Annotated in this window: 22 protein-coding genes; 16 read left to right on the top strand and 6 right to left on the bottom strand. The window is 67.6% G+C overall.

Translation table 11 applies throughout. The features are described from left to right. Positions 1–470: 470 nt before the first annotated feature. From QTI05_RS17245 to msrA, 3 genes are all read right to left on the bottom strand, one after another. Positions 471–2,564, bottom strand: a complete 2,094-nt coding sequence (locus QTI05_RS17245) for a TonB-dependent receptor (RefSeq protein ID WP_286622379.1) — start codon at positions 2,562–2,564, stop codon at positions 471–473. An 80-nt stretch (positions 2,565–2,644) separates the two neighbouring features. Next, positions 2,645–3,013, bottom strand: coding sequence for a hypothetical protein (locus tag QTI05_RS17240; protein ID WP_286657829.1), 369 nt, complete (start codon positions 3,011–3,013; stop codon positions 2,645–2,647). Between the two features lie 26 nt (positions 3,014–3,039). Further along, positions 3,040–3,591 carry a peptide-methionine (S)-S-oxide reductase MsrA gene (gene msrA, locus QTI05_RS17235; RefSeq protein ID WP_286547328.1) on the bottom strand — a complete coding sequence of 184 codons (552 nt, stop codon included), beginning with the start codon at positions 3,589–3,591 and terminating at the stop codon, positions 3,040–3,042. Positions 3,592–3,694: 103 nt separating this feature from the next. On the opposite strand from msrA, the gene QTI05_RS17230 reads away from it, so the two are divergent. Genes QTI05_RS17230 through QTI05_RS17205 form a run of 6 tightly spaced genes read left to right on the top strand, consistent with a single transcriptional unit; the run spans position 3,695 to position 11,363 of the window. After that, positions 3,695–4,372, top strand: a complete 678-nt coding sequence (locus QTI05_RS17230) for a TetR/AcrR family transcriptional regulator (RefSeq protein ID WP_286622377.1) — start codon at positions 3,695–3,697, stop codon at positions 4,370–4,372. Continuing rightward, a complete protein-coding gene (locus QTI05_RS17225; RefSeq protein ID WP_286622376.1) occupies positions 4,369–5,547 on the top strand; it encodes an efflux RND transporter periplasmic adaptor subunit in 1,179 nt (392 codons plus the stop codon). The genes QTI05_RS17230 and QTI05_RS17225 overlap by 4 nt, the downstream gene beginning before the upstream one ends. Positions 5,548–5,562: 15 nt before the next feature. Further along, positions 5,563–8,778, top strand: coding sequence for an efflux RND transporter permease subunit (locus tag QTI05_RS17220; RefSeq protein WP_286622374.1), 3,216 nt, complete (start codon positions 5,563–5,565; stop codon positions 8,776–8,778). 17 nt (positions 8,779–8,795) lie between these two features. Beyond that, a complete protein-coding gene (locus QTI05_RS17215; protein ID WP_286622373.1) occupies positions 8,796–9,479 on the top strand; it encodes a protein-L-isoaspartate O-methyltransferase family protein in 684 nt (227 codons plus the stop codon). A 10-nt stretch (positions 9,480–9,489) separates the two neighbouring features. Further along, complete coding sequence (locus QTI05_RS17210) at positions 9,490–9,828, top strand: rhodanese-like domain-containing protein (RefSeq protein WP_286622372.1); 339 nt, start codon at positions 9,490–9,492, stop codon at positions 9,826–9,828. A 23-nt stretch (positions 9,829–9,851) separates the two neighbouring features. Next, on the top strand, positions 9,852–11,363 hold the full coding sequence (locus QTI05_RS17205; RefSeq protein WP_286622371.1) for a TolC family outer membrane protein: 1,512 nt from the start codon (positions 9,852–9,854) through the stop codon (positions 11,361–11,363). A gap of 1 nt (position 11,364) precedes the next feature. On the opposite strand, the gene QTI05_RS17200 is transcribed toward QTI05_RS17205, so the two are convergent. Continuing rightward, on the bottom strand, positions 11,365–12,696 hold the full coding sequence (locus QTI05_RS17200; protein ID WP_286547317.1) for a 3-deoxy-D-manno-octulosonic acid transferase: 1,332 nt from the start codon (positions 12,694–12,696) through the stop codon (positions 11,365–11,367). Between the two features lie 5 nt (positions 12,697–12,701). Then, the gene (locus QTI05_RS17195) at positions 12,702–14,084 is read right to left on the bottom strand and encodes a phosphomannomutase/phosphoglucomutase (protein ID WP_286622370.1); all 1,383 of its coding nucleotides are present in this window, start codon (positions 14,082–14,084) and stop codon (positions 12,702–12,704) included. A gap of 111 nt (positions 14,085–14,195) precedes the next feature. On the opposite strand from QTI05_RS17195, the gene QTI05_RS17190 reads away from it, so the two are divergent. Genes QTI05_RS17190 through QTI05_RS17180 form a run of 3 tightly spaced genes read left to right on the top strand, consistent with a single transcriptional unit; the run spans position 14,196 to position 17,145 of the window. Next, on the top strand, positions 14,196–15,689 hold the full coding sequence (locus QTI05_RS17190) for a DNA-3-methyladenine glycosylase 2 family protein (protein WP_286622368.1): 1,494 nt from the start codon (positions 14,196–14,198) through the stop codon (positions 15,687–15,689). Beyond that, positions 15,686–16,186 carry a methylated-DNA--[protein]-cysteine S-methyltransferase gene (locus QTI05_RS17185; RefSeq protein ID WP_286622366.1) on the top strand — a complete coding sequence of 167 codons (501 nt, stop codon included), beginning with the start codon at positions 15,686–15,688 and terminating at the stop codon, positions 16,184–16,186. The genes QTI05_RS17190 and QTI05_RS17185 overlap by 4 nt, the downstream gene beginning before the upstream one ends. Then, positions 16,183–17,145 carry a DMT family transporter gene (locus tag QTI05_RS17180; protein ID WP_444812913.1) on the top strand — a complete coding sequence of 321 codons (963 nt, stop codon included), beginning with the start codon at positions 16,183–16,185 and terminating at the stop codon, positions 17,143–17,145. The genes QTI05_RS17185 and QTI05_RS17180 overlap by 4 nt, the downstream gene beginning before the upstream one ends. Here the strand turns inward: QTI05_RS17180 and QTI05_RS17175 are convergent. Then, positions 17,117–17,776, bottom strand: coding sequence for a DUF1345 domain-containing protein (locus tag QTI05_RS17175; RefSeq protein ID WP_286622365.1), 660 nt, complete (start codon positions 17,774–17,776; stop codon positions 17,117–17,119). The two genes, QTI05_RS17180 and QTI05_RS17175, sit on opposite strands and share 29 nt — an antisense overlap. 90 nt (positions 17,777–17,866) lie before the next feature. Between QTI05_RS17175 and QTI05_RS17170 the strand changes: the two genes are divergently transcribed. The 7 genes from QTI05_RS17170 (at position 17,867) to QTI05_RS17140 (ending at position 23,233) form a co-directional block, all read left to right on the top strand. Beyond that, on the top strand, positions 17,867–18,466 hold the full coding sequence (locus tag QTI05_RS17170) for a TetR/AcrR family transcriptional regulator (RefSeq protein ID WP_286622364.1): 600 nt from the start codon (positions 17,867–17,869) through the stop codon (positions 18,464–18,466). 90 nt (positions 18,467–18,556) lie between these two features. After that, complete coding sequence (locus QTI05_RS17165) at positions 18,557–19,369, top strand: oxidoreductase (protein WP_286547308.1); 813 nt, start codon at positions 18,557–18,559, stop codon at positions 19,367–19,369. 22 nt (positions 19,370–19,391) lie between these two features. Further along, the gene (locus QTI05_RS17160) at positions 19,392–20,393 is read left to right on the top strand and encodes an NADP-dependent oxidoreductase (RefSeq protein WP_286622418.1); all 1,002 of its coding nucleotides are present in this window, start codon (positions 19,392–19,394) and stop codon (positions 20,391–20,393) included. Positions 20,394–20,427: 34 nt separating this feature from the next. Further along, positions 20,428–21,132, top strand: coding sequence for an SDR family oxidoreductase (locus QTI05_RS17155; RefSeq protein WP_286622362.1), 705 nt, complete (start codon positions 20,428–20,430; stop codon positions 21,130–21,132). A 7-nt stretch (positions 21,133–21,139) separates the two neighbouring features. Beyond that, positions 21,140–21,289, top strand: a complete 150-nt coding sequence (locus tag QTI05_RS17150; protein WP_286547306.1) for a hypothetical protein — start codon at positions 21,140–21,142, stop codon at positions 21,287–21,289. Further along, the gene (locus QTI05_RS17145) at positions 21,289–22,089 is read left to right on the top strand and encodes an SDR family NAD(P)-dependent oxidoreductase (RefSeq protein ID WP_286622361.1); all 801 of its coding nucleotides are present in this window, start codon (positions 21,289–21,291) and stop codon (positions 22,087–22,089) included. The genes QTI05_RS17150 and QTI05_RS17145 overlap by 1 nt, the downstream gene beginning before the upstream one ends. 67 nt (positions 22,090–22,156) lie before the next feature. Next, a complete protein-coding gene (locus QTI05_RS17140) occupies positions 22,157–23,233 on the top strand; it encodes an alkene reductase (protein ID WP_286622360.1) in 1,077 nt (358 codons plus the stop codon). The last annotated feature ends 15 nt before the right edge of the window (positions 23,234–23,248 follow it).

The raw sequence follows: 23,248 nt of genomic DNA, 5'->3' as shown, positions 1-23,248 counted from the left end.
GCCCACGCCGTTTTCTCTGGAAGCACGCCCGGTGAGCGGTACGGGCCGGCCGACCCTGCTGCGCCGGCCCTTCGGGCTGCCCTGCGGTGCTCGCGCTTTGCGGGGTCTCGCAGAACTCGCTTCGCTCAAACAGCTGCGAGCCCTGATCCGCAAAACGCTGCGCTCCTCGGCGGCGCAGAAGGGATCGGCCAGCCCGTACCGCACACCGGGCTTCGGGGTGGTGCGGAGGTCGCGCCTTCCGGATGCAACCCCAATGTGTCCACGTCGGTGGGTGGTATGCGCTGGGGCGGCCGTTGAGGCACCGCCGAGCAGCGCAGCGGCAGGCGGATCAGGGCCGCGTGCTGTTTGAGCGAAGCGAGTTCACGCGGACCCCGCCTGACGCGAGCAGCGCAGGGCAGCCGCGAAGCGGCCGGTGACGTCGGCCGCCCCAGCGCATACCGCCCACCGACGCACCCCCGAAACGCCGCAGACTAGAAATTCACCCGCAACCCAACCTTCAAAGTCCGCCCCGGCAGCGGCGCATCCGGATACACCGTCGTCGTCAGGATCGACGTCGCCGTGTAAGCCAGCTTGTTGGTGATGTTGTCGACACGCGCATACCAGGTCAACGCCGCGCGCTGCACCTTCATGCGGTAGCTGATCGATGCGTTCCACAGCGTGTACGCATCGGTCTCGCGTGCGCCGACCAACGGCACTCGATGTTGCGCGGCGTTGTGATCGAAACCGAAGCGCGCACTCCATGGGCCGTTGCCGTAGACCAGCGTGGCGCCCACCCGCACCGGCGCGATGCGTGGCAGCGGCTCGCCAGTGTCGGTGTTGGTCGCCCGCACCAGATCGCCGCGCCATTCGAGGTCGAGCGTCGAGCCGTCGCTGGCGCGGGCGAAACCATCACGGCCGAGCAACTGCAGGTTGCCGCTGGCCTCGATGCCGGTGAAACGCGCCCGCACGCCGCTGTAGACGTACTCGGCCAGCGTGTCGGTGGCAGCAGGGTCGGTCACGACATTGCCCTCCTCGTCGCGCTGGTTGCCGCTCGCGGTCAGACCGATGTAGTTGCGAAAACGCGTGACGTACGCGTTGACGCCGGCGCGGTTGGCGCCCGACTTCCATTGCGCGCCCAGATCGAACCCGACCGACCTCTCCTTCTGCAGCGACGGATCGCCCACCTCCCACGCCGCAGTCGCGACGTGCGGGCCGTTGGCGAACAGCTCATAGTCCTTCGGCGCCCGCTCGGTGTAGGCCAGGTTGGACGTCAGTTGCCACTGCGGCGTGAGGTTGACCAGGGCGCCGAGTGCCGCGCTGTGCGGGTTGAAGCTGCGCTCGCCGACCGCGAAGCGCGTGATCTCCGGATCGGCCGGGTAGCCGAGCGACGTGACCTTGACCTGCTCGGTGCGGGCGCCGAAGCTCAGCTTGCCCCACGGCATGCCGAGCTCTTCGTGCACGAACAGCGCGTTGGCCCGCGTGCGGCTGTGCGGCGCAAAGGCTTCTTCGCCATCGGCCGAAAAGCGGTTGCGCTCGCTCGTGAAACCGATCAACCCTTCGAGGTTGCCGATCTTCTGGTGCCGCGCCTCGATGCGCAGGTCGCTGCTCTTGTTGGCGAAGGTAGTGCCGGCGGTGCCGCCCTCGTATTCGGTGTGGCGGTAGTCGGTGCTGCTGAGCTTGGCATGCACGCTCGTGAAGAAGCCGCCCGGGCGCCACTCGCCTTCGAGCGCATAGCGATCCGACTTCATCCCGATCGTCACATCGTCCTCGGCCACGGTGCCGTAGGTGCTGCGGTAGGTGCTGGCCGACGCGCCGATGTAGCCCTGGTCGAAGAACAGCGAGCCGCCGATCGCCCCGCCGCGTGCCTCGTTCGCCGAGTTGCAGATGCGGCGCGCCAGCCAGGGCGAGCCGGGCTTGCTGCAGCCGAGCTCGATCGGGACGGCCACGTCGTCGGAGCGGCGGTCGAACGCATCCACATGCAGTGCATAGCGGTCATTGCCGCCTTCGAGCACCACGCCGCCGTTCTTCTCCTTGTTGCCGGTGGCATAGCCCAGGTCGGCACGGCCGCCGAAGCCGTTGATCGGCTCGCTCGGAATGCGGTTGTCGATGATGTTGACCACACCGCCGACCGCGCTGCCGCCGTACTGCAGCGCCGACGGGCCGCGCAGTACCTCGACGCGTTCCGTGACCAGCGCGTCGACCGGCACCGCGTGGTCGTAGCTCAGCGCCGAGGCATCAGGCGCGCCGCCACCGTTCTGCAGGATGCGGATGCGGTCGCCGTCCTGTCCGCGAACGATGGGCCGGCTCGCGTTCGGGCCGAAGTAGCTGCTGCTCACACCGGGCAGTCCGTCCAGCGTCTCGCCGAGCGTGGACTGCGAGCGCAGCAACAGCGCCTCGCCCGACAGCGAGGTGGTCGGCGCGATCAGTTCGGCGCCACCGAGCGGGTTGCCGGTGACGGTGATTTCCTTCAGGGTGGGCGCCGCATCGGCTGGTGCGGGTTCGGCTTGCTGGGCGCCGGCGGCCAGCGAGGCGAGGGACAGGATGGCAACGCCCACGGCGTTGCGATGGAAGACAAAGGGGGTCATGGTGAAAACTCGTTGAATCAATACGCCGCCGGCCGCGGCCCCAGACAAGGAGGCGCAGCAACCGGAAAGTCAGAGGGGATTCAGCGAGAAGAAGGCGGGCCGCGCGCGTCGAACAGCGCAACCCATCGGGCCAGTGCCTGGCCCTCGAGAAAGTCGAAAACGGCCACCGGCAGCACCAGCGGCAACACCATCATCGGCACGCCGAGCGCGGCCGGGCCGTGGGCCAGTTGATCGTAAAGCCGGCAGTCGGCATCTTCATGATGCTGGCCGAACAGCGCGGCGACCCAGTTGCCGTGACTGTGCGTCTTGGCGGTGGCGGAAGCCTGCTGCACCGTCGCATGCGGCGCACCGGGCACATGCACAGTTCGGTGCACCAGCCCCAGCGTGCCGGCCACCCACAGCGCCACCGCGAGCGCGACGAGCAGTGCGGCCTGGCGGCTGCGGGACATGAAGAGGCTGGCTTGCAAGGGAACGCTCAGTCCTTGACCCTGGCGGCGAAAGTCTTCCTGAACTTCTCGACCTTGGGTCCGACCACGAAAGCGCAGTAGCCCTGGTTCGGGTTGTTCAGGAAGTAGTCCTGGTGGTAGGCCTCGGCGGTCGAGTAACCGGCGAGCGGCACCACCTCGGTGACGATCGGCGAATGGTAGGTCTTGCTCTCGACCATCTCGCGGATCACCGACTGAGCCACCTCGCGCTGCGCCTCGCTGGTGGTGTAGATACCACTGCGGTATTGCGTGCCGGTGTCGTTGCCCTGGCGGTTCAGGGTAGTGGGGTCGTGCACGACGAAGAAGATCTCGAGGATCTCGCGCAACGTGATCTGGGCGGTGTCGAACTGGACCCTGACCACTTCCACCGCACCGGTGCGGCCGCTGCAGACCTGCTCGTAGGTCGGGTTGGGCACCTGGCCATTGCAGTAGCCCGATTCCACATCGGTCACGCCCTGCACCCGGTCGAACACGGCCTCGGTGCACCAGAAGCAGCCGCCGCCGAGGACGATGGTTTCAGTGGCAGGAACAGGGGACGACATGACGAAACTCCGGAGAGGGTAAAAAGCGCGGGCCCGGTATTGTGGCGGCTTGACGGCTGGGATGGCGCTCACTACATTACTAACCCGTCAGTCATTAACTTTCATGCCCACTCCCCGCTTTCTTGCCGACAAGCTGTGCCCCGTGCGCGCCAAGCGCGAACGCCGCAAGGAGGCGCGTCCCGGCGAGCTGCTGGAAGCGGCGCTCGACCTGTTCGTCGAGAAGGGCTTTGCCGCCACGCGCTCCGAAGAGGTGGCGGCGCGGGCCGGGGTTTCCAAGGGCACGCTGTTCCTCTACTTCCCGAGCAAGGAAGAACTCTTCAAGGCCGTGATCCGCGAGAACCTCTCGGGTCGCTTTGGCGAGTGGAACCAGGAGTTCGAGGCCTTCGAAGGCAGCACGCCCGACATGCTGCGCTACGTGATGCGCGTCTGGTGGGAGCGGGTCGGCTCGACCAAGGTGTCGGGCATCACCAAGCTCATGATGAGCGAGGGTGGCAACTTCCCGGAACTGGCCAGGTTCTACCAGACCGAAGTGGTGCAACCCGGCCATGAACTGCTGCGCCGCGTGATCCGGCGCGGCATCGAGCGCGGCGAGTTCAAGGGAGTCGACGTCGACCTCGCGATCTACACCGTGCTGGCACCGATGATCTTTCTCATGCTGTCCAAGCACTCGGGCAACATCTGCATGGATCCCGGGGTCGAGCTGGATCCCGAAAAGTACATCACCCTGCAGGCCGAAACCCTGCTGGGCGGCCTTTGCACCCCGGACGGGAGCGGCGCATGAAACGAGCCTGGTGGCGCTGGATGCTGGCGGCGCTGCTGCTGCTGCTGATTGCCGGCGCGGTGCTGCGCGCGGTGTCGGCGCGCAGGGCGCAGCAGGCAGCAGTGGCCACCGCTGCCGCGAAGCCGGCAGAAACCGAAGTGGTGCTGAACCCGGCCGAAGTCGTGCGCGCGGGGCCGCGCGCACTGGCGCAAACGCTGCCGGTGTCGGGCACGTTGCGGGCGGTCGACTGGGCCGTGGTCAAGGCCCGCGTTGCCGGCGAGCTCATGGATCTCACGGTGCGCGAGGGCGACACGGTCACGGCCGGCCAGGTGATCGCACGCATCGACCCGGTCGAATACACCTCCCGCGTTCGACAGGCGCAGGAACAGGCCGATTCGGCCGCCGCCCAGGCCGACGTGGCGCAGCGCACCTTCGACAACAACCAGGCGCTGGTGGACCAGGGCTTCATCTCGCGCACTGCGCTCGACACCTCGCAGTCCAACCTCAATGCCGCGCGCTCGACCCACCGCGCCGCGCTCGCGGCCGTGGAGGTGGCGCGCAAGTCGCTGAACGACACCGTGCTCAAGAGCCCGATCACCGGCCAGGTGGCACAACGCCTGGCGCAGCCGGGCGAACGCATCGCCGTCGAGGGCCGCGTGATCGAGGTAGTCGACCTGAGCCGCATCGAGGTCGAGGCCACGCTGGCCGCGGCCGACTCGGTCGCGGTGCGGGTCGGCCAGCGCGCCACGCTGCAGATCGAAGGCAGTGCGCTAGGCGCCACGCCCGCCGAGCGCCGCGTCGATGCCAGCGTGGTGCGCGTGAACCCGAGCGCGCAGGCCGGCAGCCGCAGCGTGCTGGTCTACCTGCGGCTCGACAGCGCCACCGGCTTTCGCCAGGGCCTGTTCGCGCAGGGCAGCATCGACGTCGGGCGCAGCACGGCGCTGGCCCTGCCGCTCACCGCGGTGCGCATCGACAAGCCGGCGCCCTATGTGCAAGCGGTGGTCGATGGCCGCATCGTGCACCGGCCGGTGCAGACGGGGCTGCGCGGCCAGCTCGACGGCCAGACCTTCGTGGCGGTGAGCGGCATCGAGGACGGCGCGCTGGTCGTGGCCGGCAGCATCGGCCCGCTGCGCGAAGGCACGCGGGTGAAACTGGCCGCGGCCGCTGCGCCCGGGCCGGCGCGCACGGCGCCCTGAGCGACACCCGCCCCCATGTGGTTCACGCGCGTCAGCCTCCGCAATCCGGTGTTCGCGACCATGCTGATGCTGGCGCTGGTGGTGCTCGGCATCTTTTCCTACCAGCGGCTGCAGGTCGACCAGTTTCCGAACATCGACTTTCCGGTGGTGGTGGTCATCACCGAGTACCCCGGTGCGTCGCCCGAGATCGTCGAGAGCGAAGTCACCAAGAAGGTCGAGGAAGGCGTCAACTCGATCGCCGGCATCAACGCCCTCACCTCGCGCAGCTACGAAGGCCAGTCGGTCGTCATCATCGAGTTCCAGCTGTACGTCGACGGGCGCAAGGCGGCCGACGACGTGCGCGAAAAGGTGGCCGCGGTGCGTCCGCTGTTCCGCGACGAGGTGAAAGACCCGCGCGTGCTGCGCTTCGACCCGGCGTCGCGCCCCGTGTGGTCGGTCGCCGTGCTGCCCGATCCGGCTGTCAAGCAGCAGCCGAGTGCGGTGGAGCTCACCAACTGGGCCGACCAGGTGTTGAAGAAGCGGCTTGAAAACGTGCGCGGCGTCGGCTCCGTCACGCTGGTGGGCGGCACCAAGCGCGAGATCAACCTCTACCTCAACCCGCAGGCGATGGAAGCGCTCGGCGTCAGCGCCGACCAGGTGGTGAGCGCAGTGCGCAGCGAAAACCAGGCACTGCCGGTGGGCTCGGTGCGCTCGCTCGAACAGGATCGCGTGGTGCAGATCGATGCCCGCATGGAGCGGCCGGAAGACTTCGGCAAGATCATCGTCACGCGCAAGGGCGGCGCACCGATCCGCGTCGAGCAGGTTGCGCGCGTGGCCGACGGCGCACAGGAAATCGACAGCCTCGCGCTCTACAACGGCCAGCGCACGCTGCTGCTGTCGGTGCAGAAGGCGCAGGACGAGAACACCATCGGCGTGGTCGACGGGCTGGTCAAGGCAATCGCAGAGATCCGGCCGCAACTGCCGCCGGGCGTGCTGCTGGAGCCGATCGGCGATGCCTCGCGCCAGATCCGGGTCGGCGTGAAGAACGTGCGGCAGACGCTGATCGAAGGCGCGCTGCTCACCGTGCTGATCGTGTTCCTGTTCCTCAATTCGTGGCGCTCGACCGTGATCACCGGGCTGACCCTGCCGATCGCGCTGATCGGCACCTTCTGGTTCATGCAGATGTTCGGCTTCACCATCAACATGGTGACGCTGATGGCGCTGTCGCTGTGCGTCGGCCTGCTGATCGACGACGCGATCGTGGTGCGCGAAAACATCGTGCGCCACGTGCAGTTGGGCAAGGCGCCGTTCCAGGCCGCGCTCGACGGCACCCAGGAAATCGGCCTCGCCGTGCTGGCCACCACGCTCTCGATCGTGGCGGTGTTCCTGCCGATCGGTTTCATGGGCGGCATCATCGGCAAGTTCTTCCACGAGTTCGGCATCACGATCGTGGCGGCCGTGCTGATCTCGATGTTCGTGAGCTTCACGCTCGACCCGATGCTCTCGAGCATCTGGCACGACCCCGCGATCGACAAGCAGGGCAAGCGCGAAGCGCCCGTGACCTTCTACGACAAGACCATCGGCCGCGTCACCGGCTGGTTCGACGACGCGACAGAGAAGCTGGCCGAGGCCTACCAGGGCATCCTGCGCTGGTCGCTCGGCCACAAGCTCGCCACGCTGCTGGCTGCGCTCGGCATCTTCGTCGGCAGCGTGTTCATGGTGCCGCTGCTCGGCACCGAGTTCGTGCCCAAGGCCGACTTCTCCGAAACCGCCATCAACTTCTACACGCCGGTCGGCTCGTCGCTCGAAGTGACCGAAGCCAAGGCGCGCCAGGTCGAAGGCATCCTGCGCGAGATGCCCGAGGTGCGCTACACGCTCTCCACCATCAACACCGGCGACGCGCAGGGCAAGATGTACGCGAGCATCTACGTGCGGCTGGTCGATCGCAAGGATCGCAGCCGCAGCGTCGATGCGATGTCGGCCGTGCTGCGCGAGCGCCTGCGCACGGTGCCCGGCATCACCGTCACCCACGTGGGCCTGCGCGATTCGGTCGGCGGCAACAAGGCGATCGAGTTCTCGCTGCAGGGCCCCGACCTGAAAGAACTGGAGCGCCTCACGCAGCTCGTGACCGAGCGCATCCGCGGCGTGCCCGGCCTGGTCGACCTGGACTCCAGCCTCAAGCCGAACAAGCCGACGGTCAACATCGTGGTGCGGCGCGACGCGGCGTCCGACCTCGGCCTCGGCGTGGCGCCGATCGCGAGCGCGCTGCGCACGCTGGTGGCCGGCACCACGGTCGGCAACTGGCGCGCGCCCGACGACCAGACCTACGACGTGAACGTGCGGCTCGCGCCCGAAGTGCGCAACGCGCCGGCCGACCTGGCGCGGCTGCCGTTCGCGAGCACCACGATGGGCGCCAACGCCGACGGCAGCAGCCGCATCGTGCGCCTGCAGCAGGTGGCCGACGTGCGCGAAGCAACCGGGCCGAACCAGATCAACCGCCGCGCGCTGGCACGCGAGGTCTCGATCAATGCCAACACCGGCGGCCGCTCGGCCGGTGAAGTGTCGGCCGACATCCGCGCAGCGCTCGAAGGCATTGCCTTTCCGCCCGGCTACGGCTGGCAGTTCAGCGGCGCCACCAAGAACATGCAGGAGTCGTTCGGCTATGCGGTCTCGGCGCTGGCGCTGGCGATCATCTTCATCTACATGATCCTGGCCAGCCAGTTCAAGAGCTTCCTGCAGCCGCTGGCGCTGATGACCGCGCTGCCCCTCACGCTGATCGGCGTGGTGCTGGCGCTGCTGATGTTCCGCTCGACGCTGTCGATGTTCTCGATCATCGGCATCGTGATGCTGATGGGCCTGGTCACCAAGAACGCGATCCTGCTGGTGGACTTTGCGATCCGTGCGCGCGAGCCGGGCATCGCGCCGGACGGCAGCAGCGTGCCCGGCCTGCCGCGCGCCGAGGCCCTGCTGCTGGCCGCGCGCGTGCGGCTGCGCCCGATCCTGATGACCACGCTGGCGATGATTTTCGGCATGGTGCCGCTGGCGTTTGCGCTCAGCGAAGGCGCCGAGCAGCGCGCACCGATGGGCCAGGCCGTGATCGGCGGGGTGATCACCTCGTCGCTGCTGACGCTGGTGGTGGTGCCGGTCGTGTACTGCTATCTCGACGACCTTGGCGCCTGGGCCAAACGGCATTGGCACCGTGCGCCGGCGCTGCCGCTGGGCGCGCCACCTAAAATCAAGGGTTTGTCCTGACCCGACGGAGAAAGACCATGAACCCCAACGCCAACCCCACCCTTGCGCACCTGCGCTTCAACATGATCGAGCAGCAGATCCGTCCCTGGGACGTGCACGATCCGGCGATCCTCGCGCTGCTGGGCGAGATCCGGCGCGAGGACTACGTGCCCCAGGCCCATCGCGCGCTGGCCTTCTTCGACATGGAACTGCCCCTGGGCGACGGCAGCGTGTCCGGCGAAACCATGCTGGCGCCCAAGATCGAGGCCCGCACGCTGCACGATCTGCAGGTGCAAAAGGATGAAACGGTGCTCGAGATCGGCACCGGCTCCGGCTTCATGGCCGCCCTGCTCGCGCACCGCGCAGCCAGCGTGCTGACACTCGAAATCAACCCCGCGCTGGCCGCCAGCGCCGCCGAAACGCTGCGCCGCAACGGCGTGAGCAATGTCGAGGTGCGCAACGCCGACGGCTCCAAGCCGCTGCCGAGCGGCCCGAGCTTCGACGTGATCGTGCTCAGCGGCTCGGTCGCGAAGATTCCGCAAAGCCTGCTGAGCTCCCTCAACGTCGGTGGCCGCCTGGTGGCGATCGTCGGCGAGGAGCCCATGATGCGCACCCACATCGTCACCCGCACCGGCGAAGGCCAGTGGAGCACCGCCCAGCCCTGGGACACCGTGGCGCCGCGCCTGCTCAATTTCCCAGAGCCGTCGCGCTTCAGTTTTTGATCGCAACGCCGTGATAGATCAAGTCGCCCCCGCCGATCTGGCCGCATGGTTCGCCGTAGACCCAGCCGCCGCGCCGGTGCTGCTGGACGTGCGCGAGCCCTGGGAACGGCAGACCGCCAGCGTCACGCCAGCCGGCTTCACGCTGCTGGCCATCCCCATGAACGAAGTTCCGGCCCGGCTGGCCGAACTCGATGCCGGCCAACGCGTGGCCTGCCTCTGCCATCACGGCGCGCGCAGCCAGCGCGTGGCCATGTTCCTGAACCAGAACGGATTCGATGCACTGGCCAACGTGGCCGGCGGCATCGACGCCTGGTCGATGCTGCACGACCCTGCCGTGCCGCGCTATTGAATTTTTTTTCAAGGACTCTTTTCATGACCGTGTTCCGGCTTCTCCCCCTTGCGGCAGCGCTTTCGATGGCGCTGGCCCTGCCGGCCCACGGCCAGAGCCTGGTCGAGCTGTATGAAGCAGCGCGCGGCTACGACGCCACCTACCAGGCCGCGCGCGCGCAATACGACGCGAGCCTGGCGCGGGCGGCCCAGGCCAAGGCGGGCATCCTGCCGGCGGTCGGCCTCTCGGCCGGCGCCACGCACACCAACCTCGACATCGACACGCCGTCGGCCGATATCTCGCGCAAGCTCAACACGCAGACGGCCGGCGTCAACGCCACCCAGCCGCTCTACCGCCCGGCCAACTGGGCGACCTACGAACAGGGCAAGCGCCAGGCCGACATCGCGCAGGCCGTGCTGATCGCCGCCGACCAGGACATCGTGGTGCGCGTGAGCCAGGCCTACTTCGACGTGCTGGCCAGCCAGGACAGCCTGGCCCTGGTACGGGCGCAGAAAGTCGCGGTGGCCGAGCAGCTTGCTTCGGCCAAGCGCAACTTCGAGGTCGGCACCTCCACCATCACCGATTCGCGCGAAGCCCAGGCCCGCTACGACCTCGTGATCGCGCAGGAGATCGCGGCCGAGAACGACCTGCAAGTGAAGAAGATCGTGCTCGACCAGCTGGTCGGCCGCGTCGGCACCGTGCCGACGCCGCTGGCCGCGCCCGTCGCGTTGCCGGTGCTGCTGCCGGCCGACATCAACGCATGGGTGGCGCAAGCCGAGGCCGCGCACCCCTCGATCCAGCAGGCGCGGCTCGCGGTCGACGTGGCCGGGCTCGAAGTGCAGAAGGCCGAGGCCGGCCACAAGCCGACGATCGACGCACAGCTTGGCTACAACGTCACCAACAACCCGCAAGGCACCAGCACCAGCACGGGCAAGTCGCGCATCGGCGCGGCCAGCGTGGGCGTGGTGTTCAGCATGCCGCTGTTCGCCGGCTTCGCGACCGAAAACCGCATCAAGGAAACGCTGGCGCTCGAAGAGCAGTCGAAGCAGGTGCTCGAATCCACGCGCCGCAGCGTGACGCAGGCCACGCGCGCCGCCTATCTCGGCCTCGTGTCGGGCGCCGGCCAGGTCAAGGCACTGGAAGCGGCCGAGTCGTCCAGCCAGAGCGCACTCGACGCCAACCGGCTCGGCTACCAGGTCGGCGTACGCATCAACATCGACGTGCTCAATTCGCAGAGCCAGCTGTTCCAGACCAAGCGCGACCTGGCACAGGCGCGCTACAACGTGCTGCTGGGCAACCTGAAGCTGCGCCAGGCCAACGGCACGCTGACCGAGAACGACCTGCAGGCCATCAACGCCACCTTGGCCGCACCCGGTAGCGCAGCGGCGGCGGCCTCGGCCGATGCCCCGTCGGCCGCGACGCAGAGCCCGGTGCCGGTGGTGCCCACCACCATTCCGACCGTGCCGCCCGTGCCCCAGCAGCCGTTCAACCCGACGCCGCCGGTGATGCCCTCGCCGCCTCCGCCGCCGGTGATCGTGAATCCGCCGGTGCGCTGACCTACTGCGCCGGCCCGGCCGGCACCGCAATCGCCAGCAGCGCCGCCGCCGTGCGCTGCGCGGCGCCGCGGTTGGACGACGAAAAGGCGAGCGCGGCCTGCACCATGGCGTCGTGGCGCGCGGGGTCGGCCACCAGCGCGAGCGCAACCTTCACGGCATGTTCCATGTCGGGTACGCGTTGCGCGGCGCCGGCCGCGAGCGAGAGCTCGGCGGCTTCGGCGAAGTTGAAGGTCGACGGGCCCATCACCACCGGGCAGCCGCAGGCGGCCGCTTCGATCAGGTTCTGGCCACCGAGCGGCTCGAAACTGCCGCCGAGCAACGCGACGTGCGCCAGGCCGTAGTAAAGCGCCATCTCGCCCAGCGAATCGCCGAGCCAGATTTCGGCGTCGCCGGGCTCTTCGCCCGCCGTGCTGCGGCGCGCCACCGCGAAGCCCTGGGCCTCGACCAGCGCGGCGACCTCGTCGAAGCGCTGCGGGTGTCGCGGCACGATCATCCATTGCACGTCGTGCACCCGCTTGGCGATCGAGTTGACGGCCACCTGCACCGGCGGCACGGGCACGGTGGCACCGAAGCGCTTGAGCACCTCGAGGAACTGCTGCTCCTCGCCATCGCGCGAACTCGCGAACACCACAACCGGCTTGGGCAGCCTGGCGCGCAGGTTGGCGGCGGCCACGAGTTGGCGCGTCTCGGGCGCTGCGTCGAACTTCATGTTGCCGAACACGCCCGCAACCTTGGCGCCGAGCGACACCAGGCGGTGGGAATCGGCTTCGGTCTGCGCCCAAACGGCGGCCAGCGCCGAGTAGGCCGGCCGCGCAAGCCAGCCGAGCCGCTCGGCGGACGCGAGCGACTTTTCGTTCAGCCGCGCGTTGGCCAGCACCAGCGGAATGCCGCGCTCGGCGCAGGCGGCCGTCATCTCGGGCCAGACCTCGGTTTCCATCAACACGCCGATGCGCGGCGCAAAGCGATCCAGAAAGCGCGCGACGGCCGAAGGCGTGTCCCACGGCTGCCAGACCTGGATGTCGCCGGTCTGGAGCAGCTTGGCGCCCTCTTCGCGGCCGGTGGCGGTGCCGTGCGTGAGCAGCAGGCGGATGCCAGGTGCCTGGCGCCGCAATTCTTCGATAAGGATCGCGGCGGCGCGTGCCTCGCCGAGCGACACCGCATGGATCCAGCACCAGTCGGTGCCGGCCGGCGTGGTCGGGTAGTGGCCGAATCGCTCTTCCACCGCCATCGCATAGCCGGGCTCGGCCACGGCGCGGCGCCGCAACTTGCGGCGAACGAGCGGCTGCATCAACCAGGTGACCACGCCGTAGAGGCGCAGGGACAGCGAACGCATGCGGCTCAGTGGGCGGCCTCTGCGAGCGTGGCGTCGGGTTTGACGGTCTTGAGAAGCGTCAGCATCCGATCCTGGATGCGGTGCAGCGCGGCGTCGGTCTGGCCTTCGAAGCGCATCACCAGCACCGGCGTGGTGTTCGACGCACGGATCAGGCCGAAACCATCGGGCCAGTCGACACGCAGGCCGTCGATGGTCGAGACCTTGGCCGGCGCGTCGAAAAGTGCGGTCTTGACCAGCGTATCGACCAGGCCGTGCGGCTCGCCTTCGGCGCACTGCACGTTGAGCTCGGGCGTCGAGAAGCTGGTGGGCAGGCCGTTGAGCACCGCGTTGGCGTCGGGGCTCTTGCTGAGGATTTCGAGAAGGCGGCAACCGGCGTAGGTGCCGTCGTCGAAGCCGAACCAGCGTTCCTTGAAGAAGATGTGGCCACTCATCTCGCCGCCGAGTGGCGAGTCGAGTTCCTTCATCTTCGCCTTGATCAGCGAATGGCCGGTCTTGTAGATCATGGCCACGCCGCCGGCGGCTTCGATCGCCGGGCCGAGGCGCTGGGAGCACTTCACGTCGTAGATGATGGTGCCGCCCGGCACGCGCGACAGCACGTCCTGCGCAAACAGCTGCATCTGGCGGTCCGGAAAGATGTTCTGGCCGTCCTTGGTGACGATGCCGAGCCGGTCGCCGTCGCCGTCGAAGGCCAGGCCGAGTTCGGCATCGCCCTTCTGCAGTGCAGCGATCAGGTCCTTCAGGTTGTCGGGCTTGCTCGGGTCGGGATGGTGGTTGGGAAAGTTGCCGTCGACCTCGCTGAAGAGTTCGGTCACTTCGCAGCCGATCGCGCGGAAGATGGCCGGCGCCGAGGCACCGGCGATGCCGTTGCCCGAATCGACCACGATCTTCATGGGGCGCGCCAGCTTGATGTCGCCGACGATGCGTTTCACGTACTCCGGCAGCACATCGACCTCGCGCACGCTGCCGCCCTCGGCCAGCGTGGCGCTGCCGGCCTCCATGACACGGCGCAGGCCCTGGATCTCGTCGCCGTAGATGGCACGGCCGCCCAGCACCATCTTGAAGCCGTTGTAGTCCTTCGGGTTGTGGCTGCCCGTGACCTGGATGCCGCTGCGGCACAGCGTGTGGGCCGCGAAGTAGAGCATCGGCGTGGTAACCGCGCCGATGTCGATCACTTCGACGCCGGTCGCCACCAGGCCCTTGATCAGCGCAGCAGCCAGCGAGGGGCCTGACAGGCGTCCGTCGCGCCCCACTGCCACCGTCTTTTCGCCGGCCGCGCGCGCGGCGCTGCCGAAGGCCCGGCCGAGCGCCTCGGCAACGTCGATGTCGAGCGTGGTGGGCACCACGCCGCGAATGTCATAGGCCTTGAAAATCGATGCGCTGAGCTGCATGAAGCGTCCCTTCTGAGTCGGAAAAAGCGAAAGGCATTGTAGGCGGCGCATCTATCAGCCAGATGTCCGGAAACGGCTAGTTGCAGAATGGCGCAGGCCTATCATCCAGCCATGTCCAACGCCACCGCGCCGAGTCTCGAAAGCGATGCCTGCTACCTCGCGATGAAGACGCACGACGCACGCTTCGACGGTACGTTCTTCACCGCCGTCACGTCGACCGGCATTTACTGCCGCCCGGTGTGCCGGGTGAAGCTGCCGCGGCGCGAGAACTGTCGCTTCTTCCGCCATGCGGCGCAATGCGAGGCCGAGGGCTTTCGCCCCTGCCTGCGTTGCCGGCCCGAGCTGGCGCCGCGGGCTGCCAGCTGGTCGATCGAGGATGCCTCGCGCATCCTGGCGCTGCAGGCGGCACGGCTCATCGACGAGCCTGACGCCTGGACCGAGGATGGCCCGGGTGCCGCGCAGATCGCCGCGCGACTCGGCGTGAGCGACCGGCACCTGCGCCGCATCTTCGAAACGCAGTTCGGCGTGTCGCCGCTGCAGTACCTGCAAACGCGACGGCTGCTGGCGGCCAAGCAACTCATTGCCGACACGCGCCTGCCCATGACGCAGGTGGCGCTGGCCAGCGGCTTTGCGAGCGTGCGGCGCTTCAACGCGGCCTTCGTCGCGCACTACAAGCTCAACCCGAGCGCGTTGCGACGCGCCGGCACACGCCGCGAAGGCCAGCCGATCGAAGTGCGGCTCGGCTTTCGGCCGCCCTACGACAGCGCGGCCATGCTCGGCTTCTTCGAGCGTCGCGCGCTGGGGGGCGTTGAAATGGCGGGCACCGGTACGCTGGCACGCACGCTGCGCATCGCGCAAGGCGCACGCAGCCACGCGGGCTGGCTGCAGCTGCGTTTCGATGCCGGGCGCGAGCAACTGCTGCTGTCGGTGAGCGATTCGCTTGCGGCCGTGCTGCCGGTCGTGATCAGCCGCGTGCGGGCGATGCTCGACCTCGATGCCGACCCGATCGCGATCAACGCTGCGCTGCACGCGCACTTTCCGCAGGGCGACGGGCTGCGCGTGCCGGGCACGCTCGACGGCTTCGAGCTCGCGGTGCGCGCGGTGCTGGGCCAGCAGATCACGGTGGCGGCGGCGCGCACGCTGGGCACGCGGCTGGTGGCGGCCTTCGGCGAGGCGATCGAAACACCGGTCACGGGCTTGACCCGCCTCTTTCCCACACCGGCCGCCATTGCTGCCGCCAGCGGCGATGCGCTCGGCCAGCTCGGCATCGTGCGACAGCGCCAGGCCGCGCTGCAGGCCATCGCGCGCGAAGTCATGGCCGGCCGCCTCGCGCTGCATGCCGGGGCCGACGTGCCGGCCACGCTCGCCGCGCTGCAGGCCCTGCCCGGCATCGGGGACTGGACGGCGCAATACATCGCGATGCGTGCATTGCGTTGGCCCGATGCCTTCCCGGCCGGCGACGTTGCGCTGCAGAAAGCGCTGGGCGCCAGCAGCGCAAAGGCTGCGCACGAGGCTTCGCTCGGCTGGCGCCCCTGGCGCAGCTACGCCGTGCTGCGCGCCTGGCATGCCACCCCTACAACCCCTGAGCCCCTTGAGACACCATGAAGTTCAAGAACCCCGCCGCCATTCGCAGCACCCACATCGACAGCCCGCTCGGCGGCATCACGCTCGCCGCCACCGATGACGGCCTGGCCGGCCTCTGGTTCGACGCGCAGCGCCACGCGCCGGACATGACCGGCTGGCGCGCCGACGCCGACCACCCGGTGCTGCGCGAAGCCGCCCAGCAGGTGCGCGACTATTTCGCCGGCACGCGCGCCGCGTTCGATCTGCCGCTCGACCTGACGCACGGCACCGCGTTCCAGCAGGCCGTGTGGCAGGCGCTCTGCGCCATTGCGCCCGGCAGCACCACCAGCTACGGCGCCCTGAGCGCCGGCATCGGCAAGCCGGCTGCCGTGCGCGCGGTGGGTGCGGCGGTCGGGCGCAACCCGATCAGCTTGGTCGTGCCGTGCCACCGCGTGCTCGGCGCCGACGGTGGCCTCACCGGCTACGCGGGTGGGCTCGAGCGCAAGAGCGCGCTGCTCACGCTCGAGGGCGCGCTGTGAGCGAGAACGTCGAAGCCGCCAGCCCCACCACCGCTGCGCCGCCCACACCGCCACGCCGCTGGGTCATCGACCTGCTCTTGCTGGCCGCGCTGTGGGGCGCGTCGTTCCTGTTCATGCGCATCGGCGCGGCCGAGTTCGGCGCGCTACCGACCGCAGCCGTGCGCGTGGCGATCGCCATGCTGTTCCTGCTGCCCTGCCTCTTCATCAGTGGCCATGGCCCGGCACTGCTGCTGCACTGGAAGGCGACCACCATCATCGGCGTGTTCAATTCGGGCCTGCCGTTTGCGCTGTTCTGCTTTGCGCTGCTGGTCGTGCCCACCGGGCTCGCGGCGGTCATCAATGCCACGGTGCCGATGTTCGGTGCGCTGGTGGCGTGGGCCTGGTTTCGCGACCGGCCCGACGGTTCGCGGCTGGTCGGCCTGGTCATCGGTTTTGCCGGCGTGGCGATGCTGGCGAGCCGCAGCGCCGGGCCGCACCCCGGCGACGCCGGTTCGGCGCCGCTGTGGGCCGTGCTGGCCTGCCTGGGCGCCTGCTTGAGCTACGGCATTTCGGCGAGCGCGGCGCGGCGCTATCTGGGCGGCATTCCATCGCTGGCAACGGCCACCGGCAGCCAGATCGGCGCCACGCTGTTCCTCGCGCTGCCGGCCATCTGGTTCTGGCCCACGCACATGCCGAGCCTGCAGGCGTGGCTTGCGCTCACGGTGTTGGGCGTGGCCTGCACCGGCATCGCCTACATCCTGTTCTTTCGCCTGATCGAGCAGGCCGGCCCGGCGCGCGCCCTGACCGTGACCTTTCTGGTGCCGGTGTTCGCGGTGTTCTACGGCGCCGTGTTCCTGCACGAACCGATCACGCCGTGGATGCTGATCTGCGCAGCGGTGATCGTGTGCGGCGTGGCGCTGTCGACCGGCATCGTCAAGCTGCGCCGGCCCGCTACTGCATCGCGCCCGCGACCACGTTGATGCTCAGGGCCAGCACCAGCATGTTGAAGCAGAACGACAGCACGCTGTGCACCAGCGTGATGCGGCGCATCTCGGCCGAGAGAATCTGCACGTCGGACACCTGCGAGGTCATGCCGACCACCAGCGAGTAGTACAGAAAGTCGAAGTAGTCCGGCGGCGCAGTGCCGGGAAAATCCAGCCCGTGCTCGTCCGCCTTGCGGCCTTTTTCGAGGATGTAGTAGCTGTGCGCGTAGTGGAACGCGTAGATGGTGTGGATCATGAGCCACGAGCCGGCCAGTGCCACCAGCGCCAGCGTGATGTGCCCGGCCCGCGCCACCCCATCGAGCTGCTTGACCTGCTGCAGCAGCATCGCAATGGCCGCCACGCTCACGCCAATCACCGCCAGCATGCTGCAAAGGATCAGCACGTTGGGCTGGTCGAGCGACTGCGCGCGCTCGCGCGTCTGCTGCGCCGTGAAGGCGGCGGTGAGCCACCATGCCAGCGCCAGGTACACCGCCACGCCGCAGCACCAGCCCAGCAGCCCGCGCGCCATGCCGTTCAGCGGCAGGGGCAGCAGCCCGACCGCAAGGCCGACCGCGCCGCCGTAGAGCAGACGCTGGGTGCCGGTGGTGGTGGAAAGGTGTTTGCGCATGGTGGGGACTGTATCGCTGCGCCTTGCAGTCGATATCAGCAGCACAGTGGCGCTGTCGACCGACCCTGTACGTGCTTTGCGAAATAATGTATGATGCACATCATGCGGAATTCAAAGCCCAACGTCAGAGCAGCAGCCAAGGAAGCCTCGCACGAGCGCATCGTGTCCGTCGCTGCGCGGGCGATCCGCCGCAGCGGCTACGACGGTACCGGCGTCGCCGACATCATGAAGGAGGCCGGCCTGACGCATGGCGCCTTCTATGCCCATTTCGCGTCGCGCGAGGCCATGCTGGCCGAAGCAGCGACTCGGGCGTGCGCCGAGTCGGCCGCCGCAGCGGCCAGCGTTGTTGCCAGCGTGCCTTCCGAGCAGGCTTTGGCATCCATGCTTCGCTCCTATCTCTCGCGGGAGCACCTGGCACAGGTCGAGATGGGCTGTCCCCTGGCCGCGCTGGGCTCGGAGACCCCGCGCCAGGCACCCGAAGTCCGCCGGGTGACCACCCGGCACATCAAGGAAATGATCGATCTTGTCGCCCGCCAGTCGCCTGACTGGGGGCAGCCCGGTGCGCACGAACGGGCACTCGTGACCGTCGCCGCCATGGTGGGCACATTGCTGTTGGCGCGGGCGGTCGACGACCCCGCGTTGTCGGACAGCCTGTGCGGGGCCACACTGAAATACCTGGCCCCCGCCTGAATCCCCTGAAACACGCTGCCTGCTCGCACGCTCAACAATATGATGATTGTCATGCGAACTCCGCATTCCACACGCTGAAGGAAAAACATCATGAACACGAAAAGCAAGGTTGCCATCGTTACGGGGGCCTCCTCGGGCATCGGCGAAGCGACTGCACAGCAGCTTGCGAAGGCCGGCTACAAGGTGTACGGCACCAGCAGACGCGCAGGCCAGGCGGGCCAACGACCATTCGAGATGCTGCCACTTGACGTGACCGAGGACGCGTCGGTCGAAGCGGCGGTTCAGAAGGTGATGCAGTTGGAAGGCCGCATCGACCTTCTCGTCAACAACGCCGGCTTCGGGGTCGCTCCAGCCGGCGCGGAAGAGAGCTCGATCGAGCAGGCCCAGTCGATCTTCGATACCAACTTCTTCGGGATGGTCCGGATGATCCGGGCCGTCGTGCCGCATATGCGCAGTCAAGGGGACGGGCGCATCATCAACATCGGCTCCGTGCTGGGTTTCCTGCCCATGCCCTACATGGCGCTGTATTCCGCCACCAAGCATGCGGTTGCGGGCTATTCGGAATCGCTCGACCACGAGCTGCGCACGCAGGGCATCCGCGTCTCGGTGGTCGAGCCCGCCTACATCAACACGCCATTCGATGCGAACCTGATGAGGCCCGACGCGCCCCTCGATGTGTACCGCGAGATTCGCGCGGGCGTGGAGAAGCGGGTCAAGGAAGTGCTGGTGGGCGCGGACGGGCCCGATGTGGTGGCCGAAATCGTGTTGAAGGCGGCCACGGCGATTCATCCAAAGCTCCGCTACGCCCCTGGGCTCGCCAGCCGCATGCGCCTGCTGCGCAGGTTTGCGCCCGCTGGCGTACTCGATGCAGGGGTTCGAAAAGACCTGCGGCTCGAAGCATAGGCACGACAAACAAGGAAGATCCATGAAAGCATTTGTTCTCGAGCGATATGGCAAGAAGCGCGCGTTGCGGTCGGCCGACATGCCGACCCCCGAGTTGCGCGATGACGAGGTCCTGGTCGAAGTTCATGCCGCCGGCGTGAACCTGCTGGACTCCAAGATCCGGGACGGAGAGTTCAAGCTCATCCTGCCCTATCGCCTGCCCCTCATCCTGGGCCACGACGTGGCGGGGGTGGTCGTCAAGGTCGGTTCGCGCGTGCGGCAGTTCAAGCTGGGCGATGAGGTCTATGCGCGGCCGGATGATTTCCGGATCGGTACGTTCGCCGAATTCGTCCCCGTCAAGGAAGCTTCGCTGGCGCTCAAGCCCAAGGGCCTGACGATGGAAGAGGCCGCTTCCATTCCCCTGGTCGCGTTGACGGCTTGGCAGGCACTGGTCGAGAAGGCCGGCCTGAGGAAGGGACAGAAGGTCTTCATTCAGGCGGGCTCCGGTGGCGTGGGCACTTTTGCCATCCAGTTGGCCAAGCATCTGGGCGCAACCGTTGCCACGACGACGAGCACGAACAATGTCGCGCTCGTGAAGAGCCTGGGCGCAGACATCGTCATCGACTACAAGACGCAGGACTTCGAGGATGTCTTGCGCGACTACGACGTGGTGCTGAACAGCCAGGACGGCAAGACGCTCGAGAAATCCCTTCGCGTTCTCAAGAGCGGCGGCAAGCTCATCTCCATCTCCGGGCCGCCCGATCCCGAATTCGGCAAGGAGATCGCAGCCCCCGGCTTCGTGAAACTGGTCGTGCGGCTGCTGAGCTCCGGCATCAGACGCAAAGCAAAGAGCCGCGGGGTCCGCTTCTCGTTCCTCTTCATGAAGGCGAACGGGAGCCAGCTGCGCGAGATCACCCGTCTCTTCGATGCCGGCGTCATCCGCCCCGTGATGGACCGGGTCTTCCCGTTCGAATCGACCAATGAGGCCCTGGCCTATGTCGAAGCAGGCCGTGCCAAGGGCAAGGTCGTCATCAAGATCAAGTGAGTCAAGTTTTCCACCCCACCTTTTGGAGATTCCCATGAAGATTGAAAACGCTGTTGTCCTCGTCACGGGTGCCAATCGCGGCGTCGGCCTGGCATTCGCGCGCGAGCTGCTCGCCCGCGGTGCGCGCAAGGTCTACGCCGGCGCGCGCGACCCCGCGGCCATCACCCAATCCGGTGTGGAGGCCCTGCGCCTGGACGTCAACAAGCCGGAAGACGTGGCGGCCGCCGCCGCGCTGGCCTCCGATGTGACGCTGGTGATCAACAACGCCGGCATTGCGCAGCCGGGCGGCTTTCTCGCAGTCGATAGCGAAGACGTCGCACGACGCATCTTCGAGACCAATTTCTTCGCCGTGTTGCGCATGAGCAAGGCCTTCGCGCCAATTCTCAAGGCCAACGGTGGCGGCGCGCTGCTCAACGTCCTGTCGGTCGCCTCATGGGTGAACGGCGGTGAGCTGGCGGCCTATTCGGCCAGCAAGTCCGCAGCCTGGTCGCTCACCAATGCCCTGCGCAATGAACTGGCGGCGCAGAAGACCCAAGTGCTGGGGCTGCACATGGCGTACGTCGACACCGACCTCACGCGCGGGTTCGATGTGCCGAAGTCCAGCCCTGAAGACATCGTCAAGCGTGCACTCGACGGACTCGAATCGGGCGTCGACGAGGTGCTGGCCGATGAACTCACCCTGCAGGTCAAGCACGGGATGACGGCGGCGCGGCCGAGCTACCTTCCGCAGGCGTCCTGAGATCGCCATGCTCTTCGAAGCTCTGGTCACCAGTGCCCCTCGGGCGATGACCTCCACCGACATCGCGCTGCACCATCAACAACCGGCGGTTGGTCAATCTTCATTTGAGCCCTCAACCTTTTTGGTTGAGCACGCAATTTCATTGGAAAGCTATTAATGACAAATCCCAGTTCCCGAAAAGTCGCCCTTGTCACCGGGGCTTCCTCCGGCATCGGAGCCGTGTATGCGGATCGCCTCGCTGCGCGTGGCTACGACCTCATTCTTGTCGCCCGGCGCGCTGATCGCCTGGAAGCCCTCTGCGCGCAGGTCTCGAAGGCGCACGGGATCAAAGCCGAGCCGGTCGTTGCCGACCTGACCAAGGACGAGGACCTGGCGCGGATCGAGACGATTCTGTCCACCAACGCCGACGTGCGCGTCCTGATCAACAACGCCGGCATTGCGCGACTGGGACCATTGGCCCAGAGGTCCGCAGGCGACGCGCTCTCGCAGATCGCCCTCAACGTCACGGCGCTGACGCGCCTGACCCAGGCGGCAGTGCCGGCCTTCATCGCGAGAAACGACGGAGTGATCATCAACATCGCTTCGGTGCTGGGCATCCATGCTCTGCCCATCAGCGCCGTCTACAGCGGCACCAAAGCCTTCGTACTGCAATACAGCCGGGGCCTGCAGGAGGAACTGGCCGGCACCGGGGTGAAGGTTCAGCTGGTCCTGCCAGCCTCGACGGCCACCGAGATCTGGGATCTGTCGGGCGTTCCGCTGGCGGCCCTCAACAAGGACGCCTTGATGACGACCGAGCACATGGTCGATGCGGCGCTTGCGGGATTGGATCAAGGCGAAGCGATCACCTGGCCGTCGGTCGCCGATGCAGCTCTGTGGGAGAAGTACGAGGCAGCGCGCTCCGCACTGTTCGCCGCCACCCAGGTTGGAACGCCGGCCCCGCGCTACCGCATCGGCTGAGCCCTCAGGCCACGATCCCGGCTCTCTCTTCTTCTCTTTCCTCTTCCAACTCCTCCAGGACAGCTCAATGCTTTTCGACGCCTTCTCCCTGCGCACCACCCCGCTCAAGAACCGCACCGTGATGTCGCCGCTCACGCGCAGCCGCGCGGTCGACAACAACACGCCCAACAGCCTGATGGCCACCTACTACGCCCAGCGCGCGAGTGCCGGCCTCATCATCACGGAAGGAACCTCGCCGTCGCCCAACGGCTTGGGCTACGCCCGCATCCCGGGTCTGTTCAATGACGCCCAGGTGCAAGGCTGGAAGCTTGTGACCGACGCAGTCCATGCCAAGGGCGGCAAGATCGTCGTGCAGCTGATGCATACCGGCCGGGTGTCCCACCAGGCCAACCTGCCGGCCGGCGCCGAAGTGCTTAGCTCTTCATCAGAGACCTGCCCTGGCGAAATGTGGACCGATACGCAAGGCAGCCAACCGCACACGCCGCCGCGCGCCATGACCGAGGCCGACATCCAGGTCGCGATCGGCGAGTACGCAACGGCCGCGCGCCTTGCCATCCAAGCCGGCTTCGATGGCATCGAGCTGCACGCGGCCAACGGTTACTTGCTCGAGCAATTCCTGAACGCCAACGTCAACCGCCGCACCGATGGCTACGGCGGCACGCCCGAAGGGCGCAACCGGCTGGTGCTCGAGGTCGCCCGTGCTGCCGTGAAGGAGATCGGCGCTGAGCGAGTCGGCATCCGCCTGTCGCCTCACGGTGTGGTCAATAGCACCGGCGCATTCGAAGGCGTGGACGAACAGTACCTGGCGCTGGTGAAGCAACTCTCCGCACTCGACCTCATGTACGTTCACGTTCTGGACCATTCGGCCATTGGCGCCCCGCCCGTCTCGGCGAAGCTGAAGGCCGATTTGAAGGCTGCGTTCGACGGCCCCTTCATCCTCGCCGGTGGACTCAATAAAGCCAGCGCACAACAGGCGCTGAGCGAAGGCCGCGCGGATCTGACAGCCATGGGCAGGCCTTTCATCGCCAACCCTGACCTGGTTGAGCGCATGCGCCAAGACGCGCCGTTGAACGCTCCTGCCCCGGACACGTTCTACACGCCCGGTGCCAAGGGCTACACGGACTATCCGGCGCTCGCCGGTTAAGCATGGGTGCGCCGT

Origin of the sequence: Variovorax fucosicus, assembly GCF_030316825.1 — a bacterium.
Taxonomy (GTDB): domain Bacteria; phylum Pseudomonadota; class Gammaproteobacteria; order Burkholderiales; family Burkholderiaceae_C; genus Variovorax; species Variovorax fucosicus.
The sequence above is the reverse complement of the archived record's forward strand: the minus strand, read 5'-3'. Positions and strand labels throughout refer to the sequence as shown.

Bases quoted from the DNA above. Each gene is read 5' to 3' on its own strand.
- QTI05_RS17245 (WP_286622379.1), bottom strand. From the start codon at position 2,564: ATGACCCCCTTTGTCTTCCATCGCAACGCCGTGGGCGTTGCCATCCTG.
- QTI05_RS17240 (WP_286657829.1), bottom strand. From the start codon at position 3,013: ATGTCCCGCAGCCGCCAGGCCGCACTGCTCGTCGCGCTCGCGGTGGCG.
- msrA (WP_286547328.1), bottom strand. From the start codon at position 3,591: ATGTCGTCCCCTGTTCCTGCCACTGAAACCATCGTCCTCGGCGGCGGC.
- QTI05_RS17230 (WP_286622377.1), top strand. From the start codon at position 3,695: ATGCCCACTCCCCGCTTTCTTGCCGACAAGCTGTGCCCCGTGCGCGCC.
- QTI05_RS17225 (WP_286622376.1), top strand. From the start codon at position 4,369: ATGAAACGAGCCTGGTGGCGCTGGATGCTGGCGGCGCTGCTGCTGCTG.
- QTI05_RS17220 (WP_286622374.1), top strand. From the start codon at position 5,563: ATGTGGTTCACGCGCGTCAGCCTCCGCAATCCGGTGTTCGCGACCATG.
- QTI05_RS17215 (WP_286622373.1), top strand. From the start codon at position 8,796: ATGAACCCCAACGCCAACCCCACCCTTGCGCACCTGCGCTTCAACATG.
- QTI05_RS17205 (WP_286622371.1), top strand. From the start codon at position 9,852: ATGACCGTGTTCCGGCTTCTCCCCCTTGCGGCAGCGCTTTCGATGGCG.
- QTI05_RS17200 (WP_286547317.1), bottom strand. From the start codon at position 12,696: ATGCGTTCGCTGTCCCTGCGCCTCTACGGCGTGGTCACCTGGTTGATG.
- QTI05_RS17195 (WP_286622370.1), bottom strand. From the start codon at position 14,084: ATGCAGCTCAGCGCATCGATTTTCAAGGCCTATGACATTCGCGGCGTG.
- QTI05_RS17190 (WP_286622368.1), top strand. From the start codon at position 14,196: ATGTCCAACGCCACCGCGCCGAGTCTCGAAAGCGATGCCTGCTACCTC.
- QTI05_RS17185 (WP_286622366.1), top strand. From the start codon at position 15,686: ATGAAGTTCAAGAACCCCGCCGCCATTCGCAGCACCCACATCGACAGC.
- QTI05_RS17175 (WP_286622365.1), bottom strand. From the start codon at position 17,776: ATGCGCAAACACCTTTCCACCACCACCGGCACCCAGCGTCTGCTCTAC.
- QTI05_RS17170 (WP_286622364.1), top strand. From the start codon at position 17,867: ATGATGCACATCATGCGGAATTCAAAGCCCAACGTCAGAGCAGCAGCC.
- QTI05_RS17165 (WP_286547308.1), top strand. From the start codon at position 18,557: ATGAACACGAAAAGCAAGGTTGCCATCGTTACGGGGGCCTCCTCGGGC.
- QTI05_RS17160 (WP_286622418.1), top strand. From the start codon at position 19,392: ATGAAAGCATTTGTTCTCGAGCGATATGGCAAGAAGCGCGCGTTGCGG.
- QTI05_RS17155 (WP_286622362.1), top strand. From the start codon at position 20,428: ATGAAGATTGAAAACGCTGTTGTCCTCGTCACGGGTGCCAATCGCGGC.
- QTI05_RS17150 (WP_286547306.1), top strand. From the start codon at position 21,140: ATGCTCTTCGAAGCTCTGGTCACCAGTGCCCCTCGGGCGATGACCTCC.
- QTI05_RS17145 (WP_286622361.1), top strand. From the start codon at position 21,289: ATGACAAATCCCAGTTCCCGAAAAGTCGCCCTTGTCACCGGGGCTTCC.
- QTI05_RS17140 (WP_286622360.1), top strand. From the start codon at position 22,157: ATGCTTTTCGACGCCTTCTCCCTGCGCACCACCCCGCTCAAGAACCGC.